19 protein-coding genes are annotated in these 17,169 nt (G+C 60.0%); 6 read left to right on the top strand and 13 right to left on the bottom strand.

Going from position 1 to position 17,169, the window contains the following annotated elements; genetic code table 11:
- Positions 1-95 precede the first annotated feature (95 nt).
- From G5332_RS19295 to rpoE, 4 genes are all read right to left on the bottom strand, one after another.
- Positions 96-557: a SoxR reducing system RseC family protein gene (locus G5332_RS19295; RefSeq protein WP_421173176.1), complete on the bottom strand. Its 462-nt coding sequence runs from the start codon at positions 555-557 to the stop codon at positions 96-98.
- 100 nt (positions 558-657) lie between these two features.
- Positions 658-1,638: a MucB/RseB C-terminal domain-containing protein gene (locus tag G5332_RS19290; protein ID WP_216980206.1), complete on the bottom strand. Its 981-nt coding sequence runs from the start codon at positions 1,636-1,638 to the stop codon at positions 658-660.
- A 21-nt stretch (positions 1,639-1,659) separates the two neighbouring features.
- On the bottom strand, positions 1,660-2,262 hold the full coding sequence (locus G5332_RS19285; RefSeq protein ID WP_227342014.1) for an RseA family anti-sigma factor: 603 nt from the start codon (positions 2,260-2,262) through the stop codon (positions 1,660-1,662).
- 22 nt (positions 2,263-2,284) lie between these two features.
- Positions 2,285-2,866 carry an RNA polymerase sigma factor RpoE gene (rpoE, locus tag G5332_RS19280; protein WP_005335411.1) on the bottom strand — a complete coding sequence of 194 codons (582 nt, stop codon included), beginning with the start codon at positions 2,864-2,866 and terminating at the stop codon, positions 2,285-2,287.
- Between the two features lie 182 nt (positions 2,867-3,048).
- Between rpoE and nadB the strand changes: the two genes are divergently transcribed.
- Positions 3,049-4,656: an L-aspartate oxidase gene (gene nadB / locus G5332_RS19275; protein WP_421205957.1), complete on the top strand. Its 1,608-nt coding sequence runs from the start codon at positions 3,049-3,051 to the stop codon at positions 4,654-4,656.
- A gap of 154 nt (positions 4,657-4,810) precedes the next feature.
- On the opposite strand, the gene G5332_RS19270 is transcribed toward nadB, so the two are convergent.
- Together G5332_RS19270 and G5332_RS19265 are read right to left on the bottom strand one after the other, a co-directional pair.
- Positions 4,811-5,203: a protein YgfX gene (locus G5332_RS19270; protein WP_107683480.1), complete on the bottom strand. Its 393-nt coding sequence runs from the start codon at positions 5,201-5,203 to the stop codon at positions 4,811-4,813.
- 19 nt (positions 5,204-5,222) lie between these two features.
- Positions 5,223-5,492: a succinate dehydrogenase assembly factor 2 gene (locus tag G5332_RS19265; RefSeq protein WP_421173167.1), complete on the bottom strand. Its 270-nt coding sequence runs from the start codon at positions 5,490-5,492 to the stop codon at positions 5,223-5,225.
- A 111-nt stretch (positions 5,493-5,603) separates the two neighbouring features.
- On the opposite strand from G5332_RS19265, the gene ygfZ reads away from it, so the two are divergent.
- Positions 5,604-6,512: a tRNA-modifying protein YgfZ gene (gene ygfZ / locus G5332_RS19260; protein WP_263084571.1), complete on the top strand. Its 909-nt coding sequence runs from the start codon at positions 5,604-5,606 to the stop codon at positions 6,510-6,512.
- A 6-nt stretch (positions 6,513-6,518) separates the two neighbouring features.
- Here ygfZ and G5332_RS19255 read toward each other — a convergent pair whose 3' ends face one another.
- Positions 6,519-7,400: a LysR family transcriptional regulator gene (locus G5332_RS19255; protein ID WP_076494938.1), complete on the bottom strand. Its 882-nt coding sequence runs from the start codon at positions 7,398-7,400 to the stop codon at positions 6,519-6,521.
- A gap of 125 nt (positions 7,401-7,525) precedes the next feature.
- On the opposite strand from G5332_RS19255, the gene G5332_RS19250 reads away from it, so the two are divergent.
- The gene (locus G5332_RS19250; protein ID WP_005335423.1) at positions 7,526-7,972 is read left to right on the top strand and encodes a PACE efflux transporter; all 447 of its coding nucleotides are present in this window, start codon (positions 7,526-7,528) and stop codon (positions 7,970-7,972) included.
- Positions 7,973-8,134: 162 nt separating this feature from the next.
- Here the strand turns inward: G5332_RS19250 and G5332_RS19245 are convergent, their stop codons facing one another.
- A complete protein-coding gene (locus G5332_RS19245) occupies positions 8,135-8,497 on the bottom strand; it encodes a hypothetical protein (RefSeq protein ID WP_421173168.1) in 363 nt (120 codons plus the stop codon).
- Between the two features lie 244 nt (positions 8,498-8,741).
- On the opposite strand from G5332_RS19245, the gene cutA reads away from it, so the two are divergent.
- From cutA to G5332_RS19230, 3 genes are all read left to right on the top strand, one after another.
- Positions 8,742-9,059, top strand: a complete 318-nt coding sequence (gene cutA / locus G5332_RS19240) for a divalent-cation tolerance protein CutA (protein WP_158111321.1) — start codon at positions 8,742-8,744, stop codon at positions 9,057-9,059.
- Positions 9,056-10,846 (top strand): protein-disulfide reductase DsbD, encoded by a 1,791-nt coding sequence (locus tag G5332_RS19235; RefSeq protein WP_421173169.1) that lies wholly within the window; start codon positions 9,056-9,058, stop codon positions 10,844-10,846. The genes cutA and G5332_RS19235 overlap by 4 nt, the downstream gene beginning before the upstream one ends.
- 122 nt (positions 10,847-10,968) lie before the next feature.
- On the top strand, positions 10,969-11,382 hold the full coding sequence (locus tag G5332_RS19230) for a hypothetical protein (protein WP_058058537.1): 414 nt from the start codon (positions 10,969-10,971) through the stop codon (positions 11,380-11,382).
- A 54-nt stretch (positions 11,383-11,436) separates the two neighbouring features.
- Here G5332_RS19230 and G5332_RS19225 read toward each other — a convergent pair whose 3' ends face one another.
- The 5 genes from G5332_RS19225 to epd all read right to left on the bottom strand — a co-directional run bounded on the left by G5332_RS19225 (position 11,437) and on the right by epd (position 17,148).
- The gene (locus tag G5332_RS19225) at positions 11,437-12,024 is read right to left on the bottom strand and encodes a hypothetical protein (RefSeq protein ID WP_421311552.1); all 588 of its coding nucleotides are present in this window, start codon (positions 12,022-12,024) and stop codon (positions 11,437-11,439) included.
- A gap of 229 nt (positions 12,025-12,253) precedes the next feature.
- Positions 12,254-13,558, bottom strand: a complete 1,305-nt coding sequence (locus tag G5332_RS19220) for an NAD(P)/FAD-dependent oxidoreductase (protein ID WP_227342010.1) — start codon at positions 13,556-13,558, stop codon at positions 12,254-12,256.
- Positions 13,559-13,717: 159 nt separating this feature from the next.
- Positions 13,718-14,797: a class II fructose-bisphosphate aldolase gene (fbaA, locus tag G5332_RS19215; RefSeq protein ID WP_005340963.1), complete on the bottom strand. Its 1,080-nt coding sequence runs from the start codon at positions 14,795-14,797 to the stop codon at positions 13,718-13,720.
- Positions 14,798-14,912: 115 nt separating this feature from the next.
- On the bottom strand, positions 14,913-16,076 hold the full coding sequence (locus G5332_RS19210; protein WP_005340965.1) for a phosphoglycerate kinase: 1,164 nt from the start codon (positions 16,074-16,076) through the stop codon (positions 14,913-14,915).
- Between the two features lie 61 nt (positions 16,077-16,137).
- Complete coding sequence (epd, locus tag G5332_RS19205; RefSeq protein WP_139402656.1) at positions 16,138-17,148, bottom strand: erythrose-4-phosphate dehydrogenase; 1,011 nt, start codon at positions 17,146-17,148, stop codon at positions 16,138-16,140.
- Positions 17,149-17,169: the final 21 nt, after the last annotated feature.

Genomic DNA, 17,169 nt, shown 5'->3' with positions numbered 1-17,169 from the left:
TAGTTAAGGTCAGTTATGGAGGCGCGATTTTACTGGATAACCCGGCTGACGGCCATTCTTTAGTCGCCAGCGCCAGTGAAATAGCGCCTGTTCGGTCAGGGGAGGATGCGGACAGGGACGACAACGCCGAGCATCTGCGGGCCGTAACGCCCCTGATCCAGGCGGTTGGAAAAGTAACGAACCAGTAAAAAGCCCAGCACGCCCCCCAGCAGGCAGCAGAGAATGGTAATCCCCTCCCCGCCCGAGAGCAGCGGCGCCAGCCAGAGCTGCCCCAGCAAGGCGCCGGCCAACAGACAGAAAAGCGGCAGCACATAGACCAGCGCAGCCCCGCGCAGCAGACTCTCCTGCGGGATACCGAGCCTCACTTGCTGGCCAACGCTCACCTCGGCGGTCAGCCTGACTCGCAAGCGGGGGGCTTTCAGGGGAAACGCCTTGGCCACAGTGCCGGTACCGCAGTTGGATTGCTGCTGACAACCACTGCAGGCGGAGCGACGCTCGCACTCCACCCAGGCATGGTCACCCTCAATGGCCACCACGGTCGCCAGCTCTTCACTCATCTCATTCACGGCAACACCTCGTGCTCATGCAATGGCAGGATCTGAACACGACTCACAGCCAACGGCAAGCCGCACACTACTGTGAACCCAGAACATGGACTCACTGCACCGCTTCGTTGCGAGCCAGCGGCTGCACCGACTCGGCGATGCGTTTGGCTGTCTCGGCAGGCACTTCCCCAACCACGGTGATCTCGACCCCCACCTCGTTGACGTAGCTCACCAGCGAGGTCGCCCCCTGGCGGATCAGCTGCTGGCGCACCGCCTGCTTGGGATCGACCCGAGAGACGTAGACCGAGAGATCCACCAGGCCATCGGAGAGCATCATGTAATCCACCGGTACACTGGTGGTCACCAGCTGGTGCCGGTCTTGCGACAGCACCTTGAAGCCATCGGGCAACCAGGTGATCTGCCAGTTCAACTGCTGTTGCGGTGCAGGATAGGCATCCTCCAGCGCCAGCGCCGAGGGCTGCTTGCTGTTGGCCAGCTTTACCAGCCATGGGGACGGTTTTTGTTGCAATTGCAGATCCACCCCCAGCATCTGCTCCACCAGATTGCCCTCCCGCTCCACCATGTCGACTCGCAGCAACAGGTGACTACGTTCGTCAATCCAGAGCACAAAGCCATATTTGTCAGCTTCCTTGGGAACCAACCTGACGACTTGAGCGACCTCGCCGGCCACCCGACTACGGCCAGCAAGCACAGGATCATAACTCTCCAGCACCTGTGCCAACGGCATCTTCACCAGGGTCGACCAGATACCGGGAAAGCGGGCATCCTTCAGGGTGTAGGGATCATGGCTGTTTTCAAAGAAGGTGTACTCGTTCTGACGCTGGAGATACTCGATCGCCTTGCCATCGAGATAGCTGAGATGGGCTACCTCCTTGCCATCGATCACGGCATGGCTGATGCGGATCGGTTCAAGACGTCCCTGACGGGCCTTGACCATGGACAATTCGAAGTTCTGTTGCTGCACGGCACTCTGCATCTGCTGCAACAAGGCCTCGGCCGACTTATCGTCGGCCGAGGCCTTGGCACTGATCAGCAGGAGAGAGGCCAGTAAAATACGGCTGTACTGGCGCACGTTGATATCCCTGACGACTCGTTATTGTTGGTTCTGCCTGTCTTGCAACAGGCGTTGTTGCAACTGGTGGTCACGCAGGAAGGCGTTGATCCGCTCCCGCTGTTCCTGCATCTGCTGTTCGGTCAGACCTTGCTGACGGGCACGGGCACCATCCTGTTGCGGATAATGGACGCTCACAGGCGCCGCGCTGCCACCGATTGGAATGGTATTGAGCACCGGATTGGCCGGAACGCCATCCTGTCCCTGATAATGCTGCACTCCGAAGATAACAGCGGCGGCCACGGAGGCGGCAATGGCGTATTGCCCCAGTTGCTGACCGACACGGCGGAACAACGGAACCACATTGGCATCTGTCTTGACCGGCGCAACGGCAGGTTGCAGCACGGGAGCCGTCTCGACCGGCTTGGGTGCCAGTATGGTGGGCTCATCCTCCAGCGCAGCCATAATGCTGTCACTGAGATCCAGTTGCAGATTGACCGGCAGGTCACCCCGCATGGCATCGCCGATCAGGTGGTAACGACCCCAGGTATCTTGCAAGTCGGAGTCCATCTCCAGCTCGTTCAGTACCTCTGCGTCACTCAGGTCACCATCCATCAGGGCAGAGATTTGCTCTTTATTTGCCATAAGTTAACCCGTCTTTCCCCAGTTAATTCTCGATCAGAGGTTGCAGCTTTTTATCGATTGCTTCCCTCGCCCGGAAGATACGGGATCTGACCGTACCCACAGGGCAATCCATGATTTCGGCAATCTCTTCGTAGCTCAGCCCTTCCAGTTCGCGGAGGGTGATAGCTGTCCTCAGGTCTTCCGGCAATGCCTCTATGGCTGAAAACACGGTGCGTTTGATCTCGTCAGTCAGCGCCAGGTTTTCAGGGGTTGAGACCTCTTGCAAGGCTTCACCACCACCATAAGACTCCGCTTCGTCAGCCTCCACATCACTGCTGGGCGGCCTGCGCCCCTGGGAGGTGAGATAATTCTTCGCCGTGTTCACGGCAATTCGGTACAACCAGGTGTAAAAAGCACTTTCGCCACGGAATGTCGGCAATGCACGGTAGGCTTTTATAAAGGCCTCTTGCGCCACATCGGGCACATCACCGGGATTGTTGACATACCTGGCAACCAGGTTGACCACCTTATGCTGGTATTTTTTTACCAACAGGTTGAAAGCTGCTTTATCGCCGCGCTGGACCCGTTCAACCAGCTGTTCGTCCAGTAGATTCTGGTCGCTCATCAGAGCCGTAAAACCCCCATCAGGTTATCGTTTTTCTTTTCCGGCCCTTCCTAAGCGCACAAGTTCAGACAGGGAGAATCAGAGAAAGTTCGCTTCAATTGAAAAAAATGTGATGCAGGCTGCATCCTCGCCCTCGCTTGGGCTACCATGGTGCCAGTTCTTAATCCAGGCCAATGATACTTATGAAAGCAAGTGTTGAATACCTTTGCGATGTACTGATCATTGGCAGCGGTGCCGCTGGTTTGTCCCTCGCGTTGCGATTGGCAGACCACGCCAAAGTCCTGGTTCTGAGCAAGGGGCCCATCAGTGAAGGGGCCACTTTCTATGCGCAAGGAGGCATCGCTGCCGTTTTCGACGAAACCGACAGCATCGAATCCCACGTGAGCGACACGCTCAACGCGGGCGCCGGGTTGTGTGACCCGGCCGTGGTGGAGTTCACCGCCCGCCACGCCCGCGAGTCCATCCAGTGGCTCATTCAGCAAGGGGTCCCCTTCGATCAGGAGGAGAACGCCGACGGCGAGTCCCAGTACCACCTCACCCGGGAAGGGGGCCACAGCCATCGCCGCATCTTCCACGCGGCAGATGCCACCGGCAAGGCGGTGCAGCTCACCCTGATCGATCAGGTTCGTGCCCACCCCAATATCCAGTTGATGGAGCGCTTCAACGCGGTCGACCTCATCACCACCCGCAAGCTCAACCTGCCGGGCAACAAGGTGCTGGGCGCCTACGTCTGGAACCGCAACGCCGAGCAGGTCGAGGTGATCCGCGCCCGCTTCGTGGCACTGGCCACCGGCGGTGCTTCCAAGGTCTACCAGTACACCTCCAACCCCGATGTGAGCTCTGGCGATGGCATCGCCATGGCGTGGCGGGCCGGCTGCCGGGTGGCGAACCTGGAGTTCAACCAGTTCCACCCCACCAGCCTGTTCCACCCGGATGATCCCAACTTCCTGCTGACCGAAGCACTGCGTGGCGAGGGGGCCTATCTGCGCCGCCCGGACGGCAGCCGCTTTATGCCGGAGTTTGACGAGCGGGCTGAGCTGGCGCCGCGGGATATCGTCGCCCGCGCCATCGACCACGAGATGAAGCGGCTCGGGGCGGATTGCATGTATCTGGATATCAGCCACAAACCGGCCGATTTCATCATCAAGCACTTCCCGACCATTTATGAGCGCTGCCTTGCGGTCGGTATCGACATCACCAAGGAACCGATGCCCATCGTCCCAGCCGCCCACTACACCTGTGGCGGCGTGATGATCGACAGCAACGGCCAGACCGATATTCCCGGCCTCTACGCCATCGGTGAAGTGACCTACACCGGGCTGCACGGTGCCAACCGCATGGCCTCCAACTCCCTGCTGGAATGCGTGGTCTATGCCCATCAGGCGGGGGCCGACATTCTGGCCAAGCTGCCGATGAGTGTGGAGCCGCCGCGCCTGCCGGTATGGGACGAGAGCAAAGTGGAAGATTCCGACGAACTGGTGGTGATCCAGCACAACTGGCACGAGCTGCGGTTGATGATGTGGGACTACGTGGGGATAGTACGTACCAACAAGCGCCTGGCCCGCGCCAAGCGCCGCATCGACCTGCTCAAGCAGGAGGTGCAGGAGTACTACGCCAACTTCCGCGTCTCCAACAACCTGCTGGAGCTGCGCAACCTGCTGCAGGTGGCCGAGCTTATCGTCAACTGCGCCCTGCAGCGCAAGGAGTCTCGCGGCCTGCACTACAACCTGGATTATCCGGATATGCTGCCGGACTCAAAGCCAACCGTGCTGACCCCGGAGCGGGATTAATCCCCTTCCAGCCAAGCGTTACAGCAATCAGTGACCCCGCCCCGGCGGGGTCACTTGTTTTCAACCGCTTTTCAGCCACAAAAAGAGTGCCGCCAGCCGCATCGCAGCAGCTTATCGCGGTAAATCAGCGCATGGTCATCACGGAAAACAGGCGTCAGCGCCGGGACGGCAGAAAGTGGATGGCTCGCGCCAGCAGGCGGTAATGTTCGGGGGGAAGGGCGTCGGAGAAGAGCCACAGTTGCCGTGGCGACGCCGATTCAGAGCCTTCCGGCTCGGGGCAAAGCGCCAGCCTGAGCACGCCGGGCAAAATACGGCTTTTCTTGCCGAGCTGATAGCGGCAACCTTGCCACTGTAGCCACTGACCATCCCAGACAAGCTCGAACGGGGGCTCGGCGAGCGCCCGCCAGCTCAACCAGAGCGCCGCCAGCCAGACGGGCAGCAACAGCGCCCACTGCCAACCGGCAATCAGGCCAGCCACCGGCCAGAGCAGCAACAGAAAGAGGGCCACCAGCAAACATTGCTGATGGCGGGAGGGGTGAACCGTCATGATCACCCGCTCCACGGTATTACCCCTGGCGGTCGTGGCGCGCCTGATTGCGCTCCAGGATCATCGGGATCATGACGGCAAATGCGGGATCGGCAGGGACACCATGACCCATGCACCATTTGAACAGATCCGGATCGTCGCTCGCCAGCAGGCGGATAAAGGTCTGCTGATCGGCTTCGCTCAGGGAGTCGAACTCGTGTTCGAAAAAGGGCATAAAGATCACATCCAGCTCGAGCATACCGCGACGGCAGGCCCACTTCAGGCGGGATTTTTCAACTGGGCTCAACATGGCACTCTCCTTACAAAGACCGGGGGATGGTACCAGCTGGATTTTCCGGCTGACAAACATTAGTTACGTCTTTACCATGCAGCTCACATACTTTCTCTCTGGAATACCATCGTGAGCCTGCAACCACCTGTTTTTCCTGCCGAGCCGACCCGCTTCCCCCTGACCAAGCTGGCCATCACCCGTATCAGCGGCCAGGATCGCGTCAAATATCTGCAAGGTCAGGTCACCTGTGATGTCAACGCCCTGCAACCAGGGCAACAGACCCCGGGCGGCCACTGTGATCCCAAGGGCAAGCTGTGGAGCAATTTCCGCCTGCTCTGCCTCGACGACAGCCTGCTGCTGCTGACCAGCTCTTCGGTGCTGGAGCGCCAACTGCCGGAGCTGAAGAAATTTGCCGTTTTCTCCAAGGTCGAGATCACCGCCGATGAGCGTCACGCTACCGGGATCGCCGGTACGGGCAGCGATGGCTGGATCGCCGCGCAATTTGGCCTTCTGCAGAGCGGTCTTATCGACGGCGGCATGGCGGTGAAGATTGAGCAGGATCGCTGGCTGCTGGTAAGCAATCAGCAAGCCGACGCCCTGCCGCAAGGTGACGAGTCACTCTGGTGGGGGCTCGAGATCAAGGCGGGCCTGCCACACATGGAAGCGGTGCATCAGGGGGAGTTCATCCCGCAGATGCTCAACCTGCAGGCACTGGACGGCATCAGCTTCAACAAGGGCTGCTACATGGGGCAGGAGACGGTGGCCCGCGCCAAGTATCGCGGCGCCAACAACCGCGCCCTGTTCCTGCTGGCGGGGACTACCGGCGAGCCAGTTGCCAGCGGCGATACCCTGGAGCTGCAACTGGGTGACAACTGGCGTCGCAGCGGCATGGTGCTCAACGCCTGGCAACAGGCCGGGCAGGTGTGGCTCACCGCCGTGCTACCAAAAGATACCGAGGCTGACGCCCAATTCCGCCTCAAGCAGGACGAAGGCTCCCGCCTCACCCTGCAACCCTTGCCTTACGCCCTGACCGAGTAAGGTCGGCTAGCGAGGCACCCGCGCCAGCAGTGCCTCCTTCAGCCAGCGCCCCGCCTGCCCCAGCGGGCGGGCGCGATGCCACTGCAACTCCAGCGCCAGCGCGTGGCTGGCGATAAAGTCCGGCTCCAGCACCACCACTTCGCCGCGAGCCAGCGGCTGATGCAGCAGAAATTCCGGGATGGCGGACCAGCCAAGGCCCCGCTTGACCAGCTCCAGCACCCCGAGATCCCCCTCGACCCACCACACCTGAGCCGAGATGCGAAAACGCTGGCGCTCGCTCCCTTCACGTCGGCCGGTCACCATCAGCTGACGTGCCCCCTGCAGATCGACCTCCCGCAGCGGCTGCTTGCGGGCCAGCGGATGATCCGGTGACACCACCAGCGGCATGGTCACCTCCCCCAGCGAATGGGCGACAATCTCCCGCTGGGGATGCACCTTCTGATAACTGATGCCGAGCTGGGCCCGACCTGTCACCAGCATCTCGGTCACATCTTCCATCAGCGGGAAGAGCAGCTCCAGCTCCACGGTCGGGTAACGAGTGGCGAATTCCTCCAGCAGGGTGCCGAGCCAGGGTAGGTGGGAGTCATCATCGATGGCCAGAGTGAGCCGCGTCTCCACCCCGGCCGCCAGCTCCCCGGCAATAGATTGCAATCGTTCACTCTGCGCCAGCAGGATCCCCGCCTCCTGCACCATGCGGGCCCCCGCCTCCGTCAGCTGCGGATAGCGGCCGCTGCGGTCAAACAGGGTGAGCGCCAGATCGATCTCCAGATTGGCGATGGCGCTGCTCACCACCGACTGCGCCTTGCCCAGCTTGCGGGCGGCAGCGGAAAACGAGCCGGTTTCGGCGGCCGCCAGCAAGATCCTCAGTTGTTCCAGTGATGGCGTCATCTTATGGCCCTCCGGCAAGCTCTCTCATCCATCTATTTTAGCGATGGATACCAACATGAATCTATCGCTAAAGATCTATAGATTAACCAGCAATCCGTGAATAAATCTGATTGAGAGAGTGACTTATGCGTACCCGTAACGATCGCCTGCGCCATGCCATTGGCTTTGAATTCATTGGCCTGCTGATTGCCGCCCCGCTGGCCAGCTGGGTTACCGGGGTCGGGCTCAACCATATGGGCCCGCTGGCACTGTTCTTCTCGGTGCTGGCCACCGTCTGGAACTACATCTACAACATCGGGGTCGACAAGCTGCTGCTGAAATATCAGGGCCATACCCACAAGACCCTGTGGCAACGGGTGCTGCATACCTTCGGCTTTGAGGGCGGTCTGCTGATCGTCGCGCTGCCGGTCATGTCCTGGTGGCTGAGCGTCAGCATGCTGGAGGCGCTGGTGCTGGATCTGGGCTTCGTCGTCTTCTACCTGATCTATGCCTTCGTCTACAACTGGGGCTATGACAAGGTGTTCCCCATCCCCCGCGAAGTGCCGCACGGCATGCCCCAAGAGGCGCGCTAAGGCGCAAATCGATTGGGCCGGAACCGAGAAGCGAAGGTCAACAAGAGAAGGCAACAGAAGAAACGACACGGCCCCACCATGGCAGACATGATGGGGCCGCAAGAGGGATCAGCGCTGGCAGGCCGGCTGATTCAGAGGTAAGGATTCAGGCCTGCCCGTCGCTCAGGCCTGGGCCTGGGCCTTGAATTCTTCGCCGCTCTCGTCAGTTGCAACAGCCTCTTCAGGCTGGGCCTGAGCGGTCTGCAGCGCTTCCAGCTCGCTCTGATAATCGCTCAGGATCTGCTGGGCAACCGCCATATCTCCCTTGTGTTTGCGCTCGAACAGATGGTGCTGCACCACGCCGTTGAGATACTCCACCGTGATGGGCTGCTCCAGGGTGGCCATCAGCTCCTCTTTCTCCAGCTCGGCATTGATTTCATCGGCGGTCGTGCGCAGCAGCCCGGCCAATTGAACCAACATGCGGCGCTCACCTTCGCGCAGCAGGCTCAACATGCGGTTTCTCTGCTGCTCATTCTGTTGGGTCATACATTTCCTTACGTCAATTGGGAACAAGCCCGCTCATTCTGCCCTGTCCCCATGACAGCGTCTATCTCATGCCCCCCACAAATTTTTGGCGCTGGCTCACAAATGGCTACAGATGCTATTTGAAGCGGCTCTGGGGTATAGTAGCCGCTGATTTTCAGGCGCTTTTTTCACCTTCATCCGCAGAAAGGGATGAGACGGCAAGGGCGCCTGCCCGGTTTACCCCAACGAGGTGAAGATCCGCTTTATGACCGACGCCATTGTGGTGCTCTGCACCTGCCCAGATCAAACCAGTGCCGACCTTCTCTGCGAACAGCTGCTGAACCAGCGGCTGGCCGCCTGCATCAATCAACTGCCGGGCATCACCTCCGTCTATCGCTGGCAAGGCAAGGTGGAGCGCGCCACCGAGATCCAGCTCATCATCAAATCTCGCCAGCCACTCTTTGCCGAGCTGCAGGCATGTATTCAAGCCCATCACCCCTATGAGGTGCCCGAGCTGCTGGCCCTGCCGGTGAGTGCCGGACTACCCGCCTATCTCGACTGGCTCAATGGGGAGACCGCATGACATTCACTCGCTTGCTCTCTCCCCTGCTGCTGCTCTGCGCCCTGCTGATGACAGCGGTGGGCAGCTCCCCAGCCCACGCCAGCGGCGCCGATCTGCTCAGCTCGCTGGGCATTGAGGCCAACGCCAAACCCAAATTTTTACAGGTCGATGAGGCCTTTCAGATCGAGAGCGAACAGCGTGGCGATCAGCTGCTGCTGACCCTCCACATCGCTGACGATTACTACCTCTATCGCCACAGCCTGCGCTTCAAGGGGAACAACCTCACCTTCAGCGAGCCGACCCTGCCGGAAGGCACCGAGCACGAGGATGACTTCTTCGGCAAGACCCGGGTCTACTACCAGCAGGTGAGCATCGCGGTGCAGCTCAAAGAAGTGGGCGACGGCGCCACCCTTCGGGTGCGCTATCAGGGCTGCACCGACGGCCTCTGCTACCCGCCGACCGACAAGCTGATCGACGTGGCCCCGCTGGTCACGGCAACCACAGCGTCCACTGCTGATACGGCACAAAGCGTCGCACCGGTTAGCCAGCAAGATCAGCTGGCCGCAGCCCTCGGCAATCAGGGGTTCTGGCTCAGCATCGTCGCCTTCTTCGCACTGGGGCTGGGGCTCGCCTTCACCCCCTGCGTCTTCCCCATGTACCCAATCCTGACCGGCATCATCGCCGGTGCCGGCCATCGCCTCTCCACCGGTCGCGCCTTCCTGCTCTCCTTTGTCTATGTGCAGGGGATGGCTGTCACCTACACCCTGCTCGGACTGGTAGTGGCCTCGGCGGGTCTGAAATTCCAGGCGGCGCTGCAACACCCCTATGTGCTGATCGCCCTCTCGGTGATGTTCGTGCTACTGGCCCTCTCCATGTTCGGACTCTATACCCTGCAACTGCCGAGCAGTTTGCAAACCCGTCTCTCCGGCCTATCCAACCGCCAGCAGGGGGGCTCGGTAGTCGGGGTTGCCATCATGGGGATGATCTCTGGGCTGGTCTGCTCCCCCTGCACCACGGCGCCGCTCTCGGGGGCGCTGATCTACGTGGCCCAGAGCGGCGATCTCTGGCTCGGCGGGGCGGCGCTCTATGCGCTGTCACTGGGGATGGGGCTACCGCTGCTGCTGCTCGGCACCTCGGGTGGCAAGCTGCTGCCCAAAGCAGGCGCCTGGATGGATGTGATCAAGCAGCTGTTTGGCTTTGCCCTGCTGGCGGTGCCGATCCTGCTGCTGTCACGGCTCTGGAGCGATCAGATTGCCACTCTCGCCTGGCTCGGCTGGGGGCTGCTGCTGTGCGGCTATCTCTATCACCACAACCAGCACCAGCCCCACTCGGTGGCCAAGAGCGTACGCGGCTTCGTGCTGTTGCTGGCGATGATCAGCGCCGTGGTAGTGGGCAAGGATCTGCTGCAACCGGCCACCCCTGCTGCCATCACGGCGGATGCCGGTCAAACGGCGCCGCAGTTTATCCGCATCAAGACGCTGGATGATCTCAAGGTGCAGCTGGCCGCCGCCCGCGGCAAGCCGGTGCTGCTTGACCTCTACGCCGACTGGTGCGTCGCCTGCAAGGAGTTCGAGCACAAGACCTTCAGCGACCCGGCGGTGAGGGCGCGCTTCGGCCAGATGGTGCTGCTGCAGGCGGATGTCACCGCCAACGACGATGCCGATATCGAGCTGCTCAATACCCTCAATGTGCTGGGCCTGCCGACCCTGATCTTCTTCGACCGCGAGGGCAAGGAGCTGACAGGGCAGCGGGTCACCGGTTTTATGGGACCGGCGGAGTTTCTGGGCAGGCTCGATCAGCTACGCTGACCAACGGCGCCCCTGTAGACAGACAGGGGGCAGCCTTCACTGATTTTTCTGGCAATCCCTTGTATATGACCGGCAGCATGGCAGAATTTGCCCTTCGATTGTCTCGCCCGTCCGGAGTTTTGATGAAAAAGTGGTTCATCCCCCTGCTAGCCCTCTGGCTTTATGGCTGCAGTGCAGGGCCCGGTGAAGAGGATATCCGGAGCCAAGTTACCGCTAAGTTGCTGGCCGAGACAGACGCCAACCTGTTCGATATCAGCGACTTCACCATCCTCGGCAAGGAGGAGCGGATGGAGGGGGTCTATCTGGTCAAGGTAAGTTACCAGCTCCACTTCAAGCAGGGACTCGATCAGTTGCAGGTGTTGCACGACGAGGATCTGGTCTACGACCGGGTTGGCCCCTTCCAGCAGGAGATGGGGCTGATGGAGCTCGAGCGCAAATATGGCGAGTTCGAGGCGGGCCAGGTGCTGCCACAAGAGGCCGAGGTGTGGATGATGAAGGACGAACAGGGGTGGCGGCTGGCGGAACCGGCCCAATAAAGCGCTTTCCGCCCCTTATGCTCTGCAACGGCGAGGCTGCCGTTGCCAACCAGCTCAAACCTGGGTATCGACCCGATACCCTTTTCGCTCTGCAGGTTCGTTCGGCAGCTTGCTGGCCAACCCTGACAGCACCTCCTTGAGGGTGACCCCGCTCTCTGCCGCTCCACTGCTCTCCAGCAGCTTGGTCAGCTGGCTCTGCAAGGGGTTCACCGCTTCGCTTTCGGCCCCTTGCTCGCTCTCTTTTCCCTGTCCGCCCTGCTGATCCAGCTTCTCCAGCAGGCGCTCCAGATCCCGTTTGAGCGGGTTTTCGCTGCTGTCGGCGATGGCGAGTTTGCGCTGTTCCTGCTCTTGCCGCTGTTGTTGCTGCAATGCCAACTGTTGCTCCTGCTGCTGTTGCAGGGCGCCCATCATGGTGTTGATGAACGCTTCCAGCGAATCCCTGATTGAAACAGTGCCACCGCCGCTGCTCTCCCCTTGGGATGACAGCCCTAGCTCATCCAGCACAGCGCCAAGGTCGCGCACCAGGCTGTCACTGCCCGTTGATGGTGAAGTTGCAGCCCGCTCCTGTGCCTGCACAGCGGGAGAACCCTGCCGTTGCGACAGCGGGCTCAGCCCGCCTGACGCGACTACATTTATCTCCATCTTGGTCCTCCTCCCCCCGTCTTCGGCCCTTTCTCGGCGAATATTGCGGCAATCTGACAACCCCTTGGCAGATAACCGCTCTCACACCTAAAAGATAGCGCCAATCGGACGAGATTGGCGCGAATGCATCTTTTGGTCTATCGGGCGGAACGATAGTGCCAACCCGCTATAAACAAGGGCTGGCAAGGGGGCTTCGTTCAGCCAGCACTGCACAGGCTGACAATCGGAGTCAGAGGATATCCTTCATCCGGTGCCACAGCATACCCAAAGCCAGCAACGGAGAGCGCAGCGCCGGGCCGCCGGGGAAGGTGATATGGGGCACGCTGGCAAAGAGATCGAAACCCCGGCTCTCGCCGCAGATCGCCTCGGCCACCAGCTTGCCCGCCATATGAGTGGCGTTGAGGCCGTGACCCGAATAGGCCTGGGCGTAGAGCACGTTGGGGTGTTCCTTCAAGCGACCAATCTGCGGCAGCCGGTTGGCGCCGATCCCGATCATGCCGCCCCACTGAAACTCGATGGCGGTGCCAGCCAGCTCGGGGAATACCCGCAACAACTTGGGTAGCATGAAGGCCTTGATATCTCGGGGATCCCGGCCGGAGTAGTTGCAAGCGCCGCCAAACAGCAGGCGACCGTCGGCTGAGAGGCGGTAGTAGTCGAGGGCCACGTTCTGATCGCATACCGCCATGTTTTGCGGCAGCAGGCGCTGGCGCAAGCGGCGATCGAGCACCTCGGTGGCGAGGATATAGGAGCCGGCCGGCAGCACCCGCCCCCCCAGCTCCGGATTGAGGTCGTTGAGATAGGCGTTGCAGCCGATCACCAGATAATCGGCAGTGACCCGGCCGTGGGCGGTGGTCACCTCCACCTGCTTGCCGTACTCGATATGGGTCACTCTGGAGTGTTCAAACAGGGAGACCCCGAGGCTGGCGGCGGCACGTGCCTCGCCGAGCGCCAGATTGAGGGGATGGAGATGGCCGGAGCCCATGTCGATGAGGCCGCCGATATAGCGATCCGACCCCACCACGCTATGGATATCTTCACGCGGCACCAGCTTCAACTCGTGCTCATACCCCAGACTCGCCAGATGGTCGAGCTCCTCTTCGAAGCCGGCCAGATGACGCTGACGGGTCGCGAGGTCGCAGTAGCCCCAGGTAAGATCGCAGTCGATATTGAAGCGTTCGACCCGCTCGCGCACCAGCTGCACCGCCTCCAGCCCCATCAGGTCGAGTTCGCGCACCCCATCCTCACCAATCCAGCGGGCAAACTGGCTGGTATCGTGGCCGATACCGCGAATAAGCTGACCGCCGTTGCGCCCCGACGCCCCCCAGCCGATGCGGTTGGCCTCCAGCAGCACCACCTTGTAGCCCGCATCAGCCAGATTGATGGCGGTGTTGAGGCCAGTAAAACCGCCGCCGATAATGCAGACGTCAGCCTTGTGCTCCCCCTCCAGCTCGGGCCACTGTTGCGGGTCGTTACGGGTGGCCGCGTAGTAGGAGGCGACGTGCTCCTGATATCCGTTGTGCTTTCCTGCCTGCATACTCAGCATCCTGCCTTGGTTGCAAATTGTTTAATAAAATAAGCAAAGTTGTTTCGATAATACCCAGTTCCTCCTCCACTCACCAACCTGTGCGGATCACAGAAATGCAAAAGGCGCCCCGAAGGGCGCCTTTTCATGCAATCAAGGTGCTGTAACGAATTACAGTACGTCGATGGCGTTCAGGTCGGAGAATGCTTTCTCCAGACGAGCGATCATGGAAGTCTGACCTTCACGCAGCCATACGCGCGGATCGTAGTACTTCTTGTTCGGCTTGTCGGCGCCTTCCGGGTTGCCCAGCTGGCCTTGCAGGTAAGCTTCGTTCTTCTTGTAGAAGTTCAGCAGACCTTCCCAAGTTGCCCACTGGGTGTCGGTGTCGATGTTCATCTTCACTACGCCGTAGGAGATGGACTCGCGGATCTCTTCCAGAGTGGAACCTGAACCACCGTGGAATACGAAGTCCAGAGACTTGGCTGGAACGCCGAACTTCTCGGAAACGTACTTCTGGGAAGCGTCCAGAATGGACGGGGTCAGTTTGACGTTACCCGGCTTGTATACACCGTGTACGTTGCCGAAGGAGGCTGCGATGGTGAAACGCGGGCTGATCTTGGACAGACGCTCGTAAGCGTAGGCAACATCTTCCGGCTGGGTGTACAGAGCGGACTGATCCATGTGGCTGTTGTCGACGCCGTCTTCTTCGCCACCGGTGCAACCCAGTTCCAGCTCCAGAGTCATGTTCATCTTGGCCATGCGGGTCAGGTACTCGCAGCAGATGTCGATGTTCTCTTCCAGAGACTCTTCGGACAGATCCAGCATGTGGGAGGAGAACAGCGGCTTGCCGGTTTCAGCAAAGTGCTTCTCGCCCGCTTCCAGCAGACCGTCGATCCACGGCAGCAGCTTCTTGGCAGCGTGGTCGGTGTGCAGGATTACCGGCACGCCGTAGGCTTCGGCAACAGCGTGAACGTGCTTGGCACCAGAGATGGCACCCAGGATGGCAGCTTTCTGACCTTCCAGCTTCAGACCCTTACCGGCGGTGAACACGGCACCACCGTTGGAGAACTGAACGATAACCGGCGCTTTAACCTTGGCGGCAGCTTCCAGTACGGCGTTAACGGAGTCGGTACCAACGCAGTTTACGGCCGGCAGAGCAAAGCCGTTCTCTTTAGCGATGGCGAACACTTTCTGAACGTCATCACCAGTGATCACGCCGGGTTTTACGAAGTCGAAAATTTTCTTAGACATGTTTAATCGTCCTGTCTCGTATGCCGTTAATAAAAAATGGGGGGTTCATCATGAACCGGCACAGCGGGCACATGATAAACGAAACGGGAGGCTTTTGCCCCCCGTTCCGGGTCAATTAGGCTTTAGCGCGCTGTTCCAGAATCGCAACAGCCGGCAGTACCTTGCCTTCTACGAACTCCAGGAAGGCGCCGCCGCCAGTGGAGATGTAGGAGACTTTGTCAGCGATGCCGAACTTGTCGATGGCAGCCAGGGTGTCACCACCGCCAGCGATGGAGAAGGCCGGAGAAGCAGCGATGGCTTCAGCGATAACCTTGGTGCCTTCAGCGAACTGGTCGAACTCGAACACACCAACCGGGCCGTTCCACAGGATGGTCTTGGCGTTCATGATGATGTCAGCCAGAGCCTTGGCAGAATCCGGGCCGATGTCGAAGATCATGTCGCCGTCGGTCACATCGTTAACAGACTTGATGGTGGCCGGAGTGGACTCGGAGAACTCGGCACCTACAACCACGTCGGTGGTCACAGGAATGTTGGTCTCGGCAGCCAGTTTCTTGGCGGTGTCGATCAGATCGTGCTCGCACAGGGACTTGCCGACGTTGTGACCGGCAGCAGCGATGAAGGTGTTGGCGATGCCACCACCGACAACCAGCTGGTCAGCGATTTTGGAGAGGGATTCCAGAACGGTCAGCTTGGTGGAGACCTTGGAGCCGCCAACGATGGCAACCATCGGGCGCTCGGGCTTCAGCATGGCTTTGCCCAGCGCTTCCAGTTCACCAGCCAGCAGCGGGCCGGCACAAGCGACCGGAGCGAACTGGGCAACACCGTAGGTGGAACCTTCGGCGCGGTGAGCGGTGCCGAACGCATCCATTACAAAGACGTCACACAGGGCGGCGTATTTTTTGGCCAGCTCTTCGGTGTTCTTCTTCTCGCCTTTGTTGAAGCGGCAGTTTTCCAGCACAACCAGCTCACCGGCAGCGACTTCTACGCCATCCAGGTAATCCTTGGCCAGGCGAACCGGGCAGGACAGAGCGTCTTTCAGATAGTTGACAACCGGAGCCAGGGAGAATTCTTCGTTGTATTCACCCTCGGTCGGACGACCCAGGTGGGAGGTGATCATCAGCTTGGCGCCCTTTTCCAGAGCCAGCTTGATGGTCGGCAGAGTCGCAACGATACGTGCATCGGAGGTGACCTTGCCGTCTTTTACCGGTACGTTCAGGTCAGCACGGATCAGAACGCGTTTACCTGCCAGATCCAGGTCAGTCATCTTGATAACAGACATATTCAGTCCTCTATATTTTCCAGGTAATGTTAAAAACAGTAACCTTTCGCCCGGGGCAGGCTCAGCCTGCGGCCATCATGGCCCGGGTGGTATCCAGCATCCGGTTTGCGAAGCCCCATTCGTTATCGCACCACATCAACATCTTGACGAGGTTGGCATCGCTCACCCGGGTCTGGGTACCATCAATGATGCAGGAGTGTGCATCATGATTGAAGTCTACGGAGACCAGCGGTTCTTCCGTGTAATCCAGAATACCGTGTAATGTACCTCTGGATGCCCGTTGCAGGGCTTGATTTACGTCACTAACTGTCACTTTTTTACGAACAGTAATACTCAGATCCATCGCTGTTACATTGATGGTCGGCACCCGCACCGCGATCGCCTCGAACTTGCCGGCGAAGTGGGGCAGGATACGCTCCAGCCCCTTTGCCAGCTTGGTATCCACCGGAATGATGGACTGACTGGCAGCGCGGGTTCGGCGCAAGTCACTGTGGTAGGCATCGATGACTTGCTGATCATGCATGGCCGAATGAATTGTCGTAATAGTACCACAATTTATCTCGAATTCTCGATGCAATGTTTCAATCACCGGCACCACGCAGTTGGTGGTACAGGAGGCGTTGGAGACGATCCGCTCCGCTCCGGTGAGGGTATGATGGTTGACCCCGTAGACCACGGTGGCATCCACATCGGCATCCGCCGGGTGGGAGAAGAGCACCTTGCCCGCCCCCGCCGCCAGATGCAGCTCGGCATCGGCCCGCGAGCCGAATACCCCGGTGCAATCGAGCACCACGTCCACCCCCAGCGCCCGCCACGGCAGCTTTGACGGATCCCGCTCGGCAAACAGGGAGATGAGATCCTCCCCCACCAGCATGCTGTTACCCGCCAGTTGCACCGGATGGTGGAAGCGACCGTGACTGGTATCGTAACGGGTCAGGTGCACCATGGCTTCGGGGGCCGCCAGCTCGTTGATGGCGACGATCTTGATGGTCTTGTCGCGCCCGCTTTCATAGAGGGCTCGCAGTACATTGCGGCCGATCCGTCCGTAACCGTTGATGGCAATCTTGATCATCTGGCAGCCAGTTCCTTACCA

Source organism: Aeromonas sp. 603757 (assembly GCF_049171255.1).
Taxonomy (GTDB): domain Bacteria; phylum Pseudomonadota; class Gammaproteobacteria; order Enterobacterales; family Aeromonadaceae; genus Aeromonas; species Aeromonas veronii_A.
Note: the sequence above shows the minus strand (reverse complement) of the source record. Positions and strands in the feature narration are given on the sequence as shown.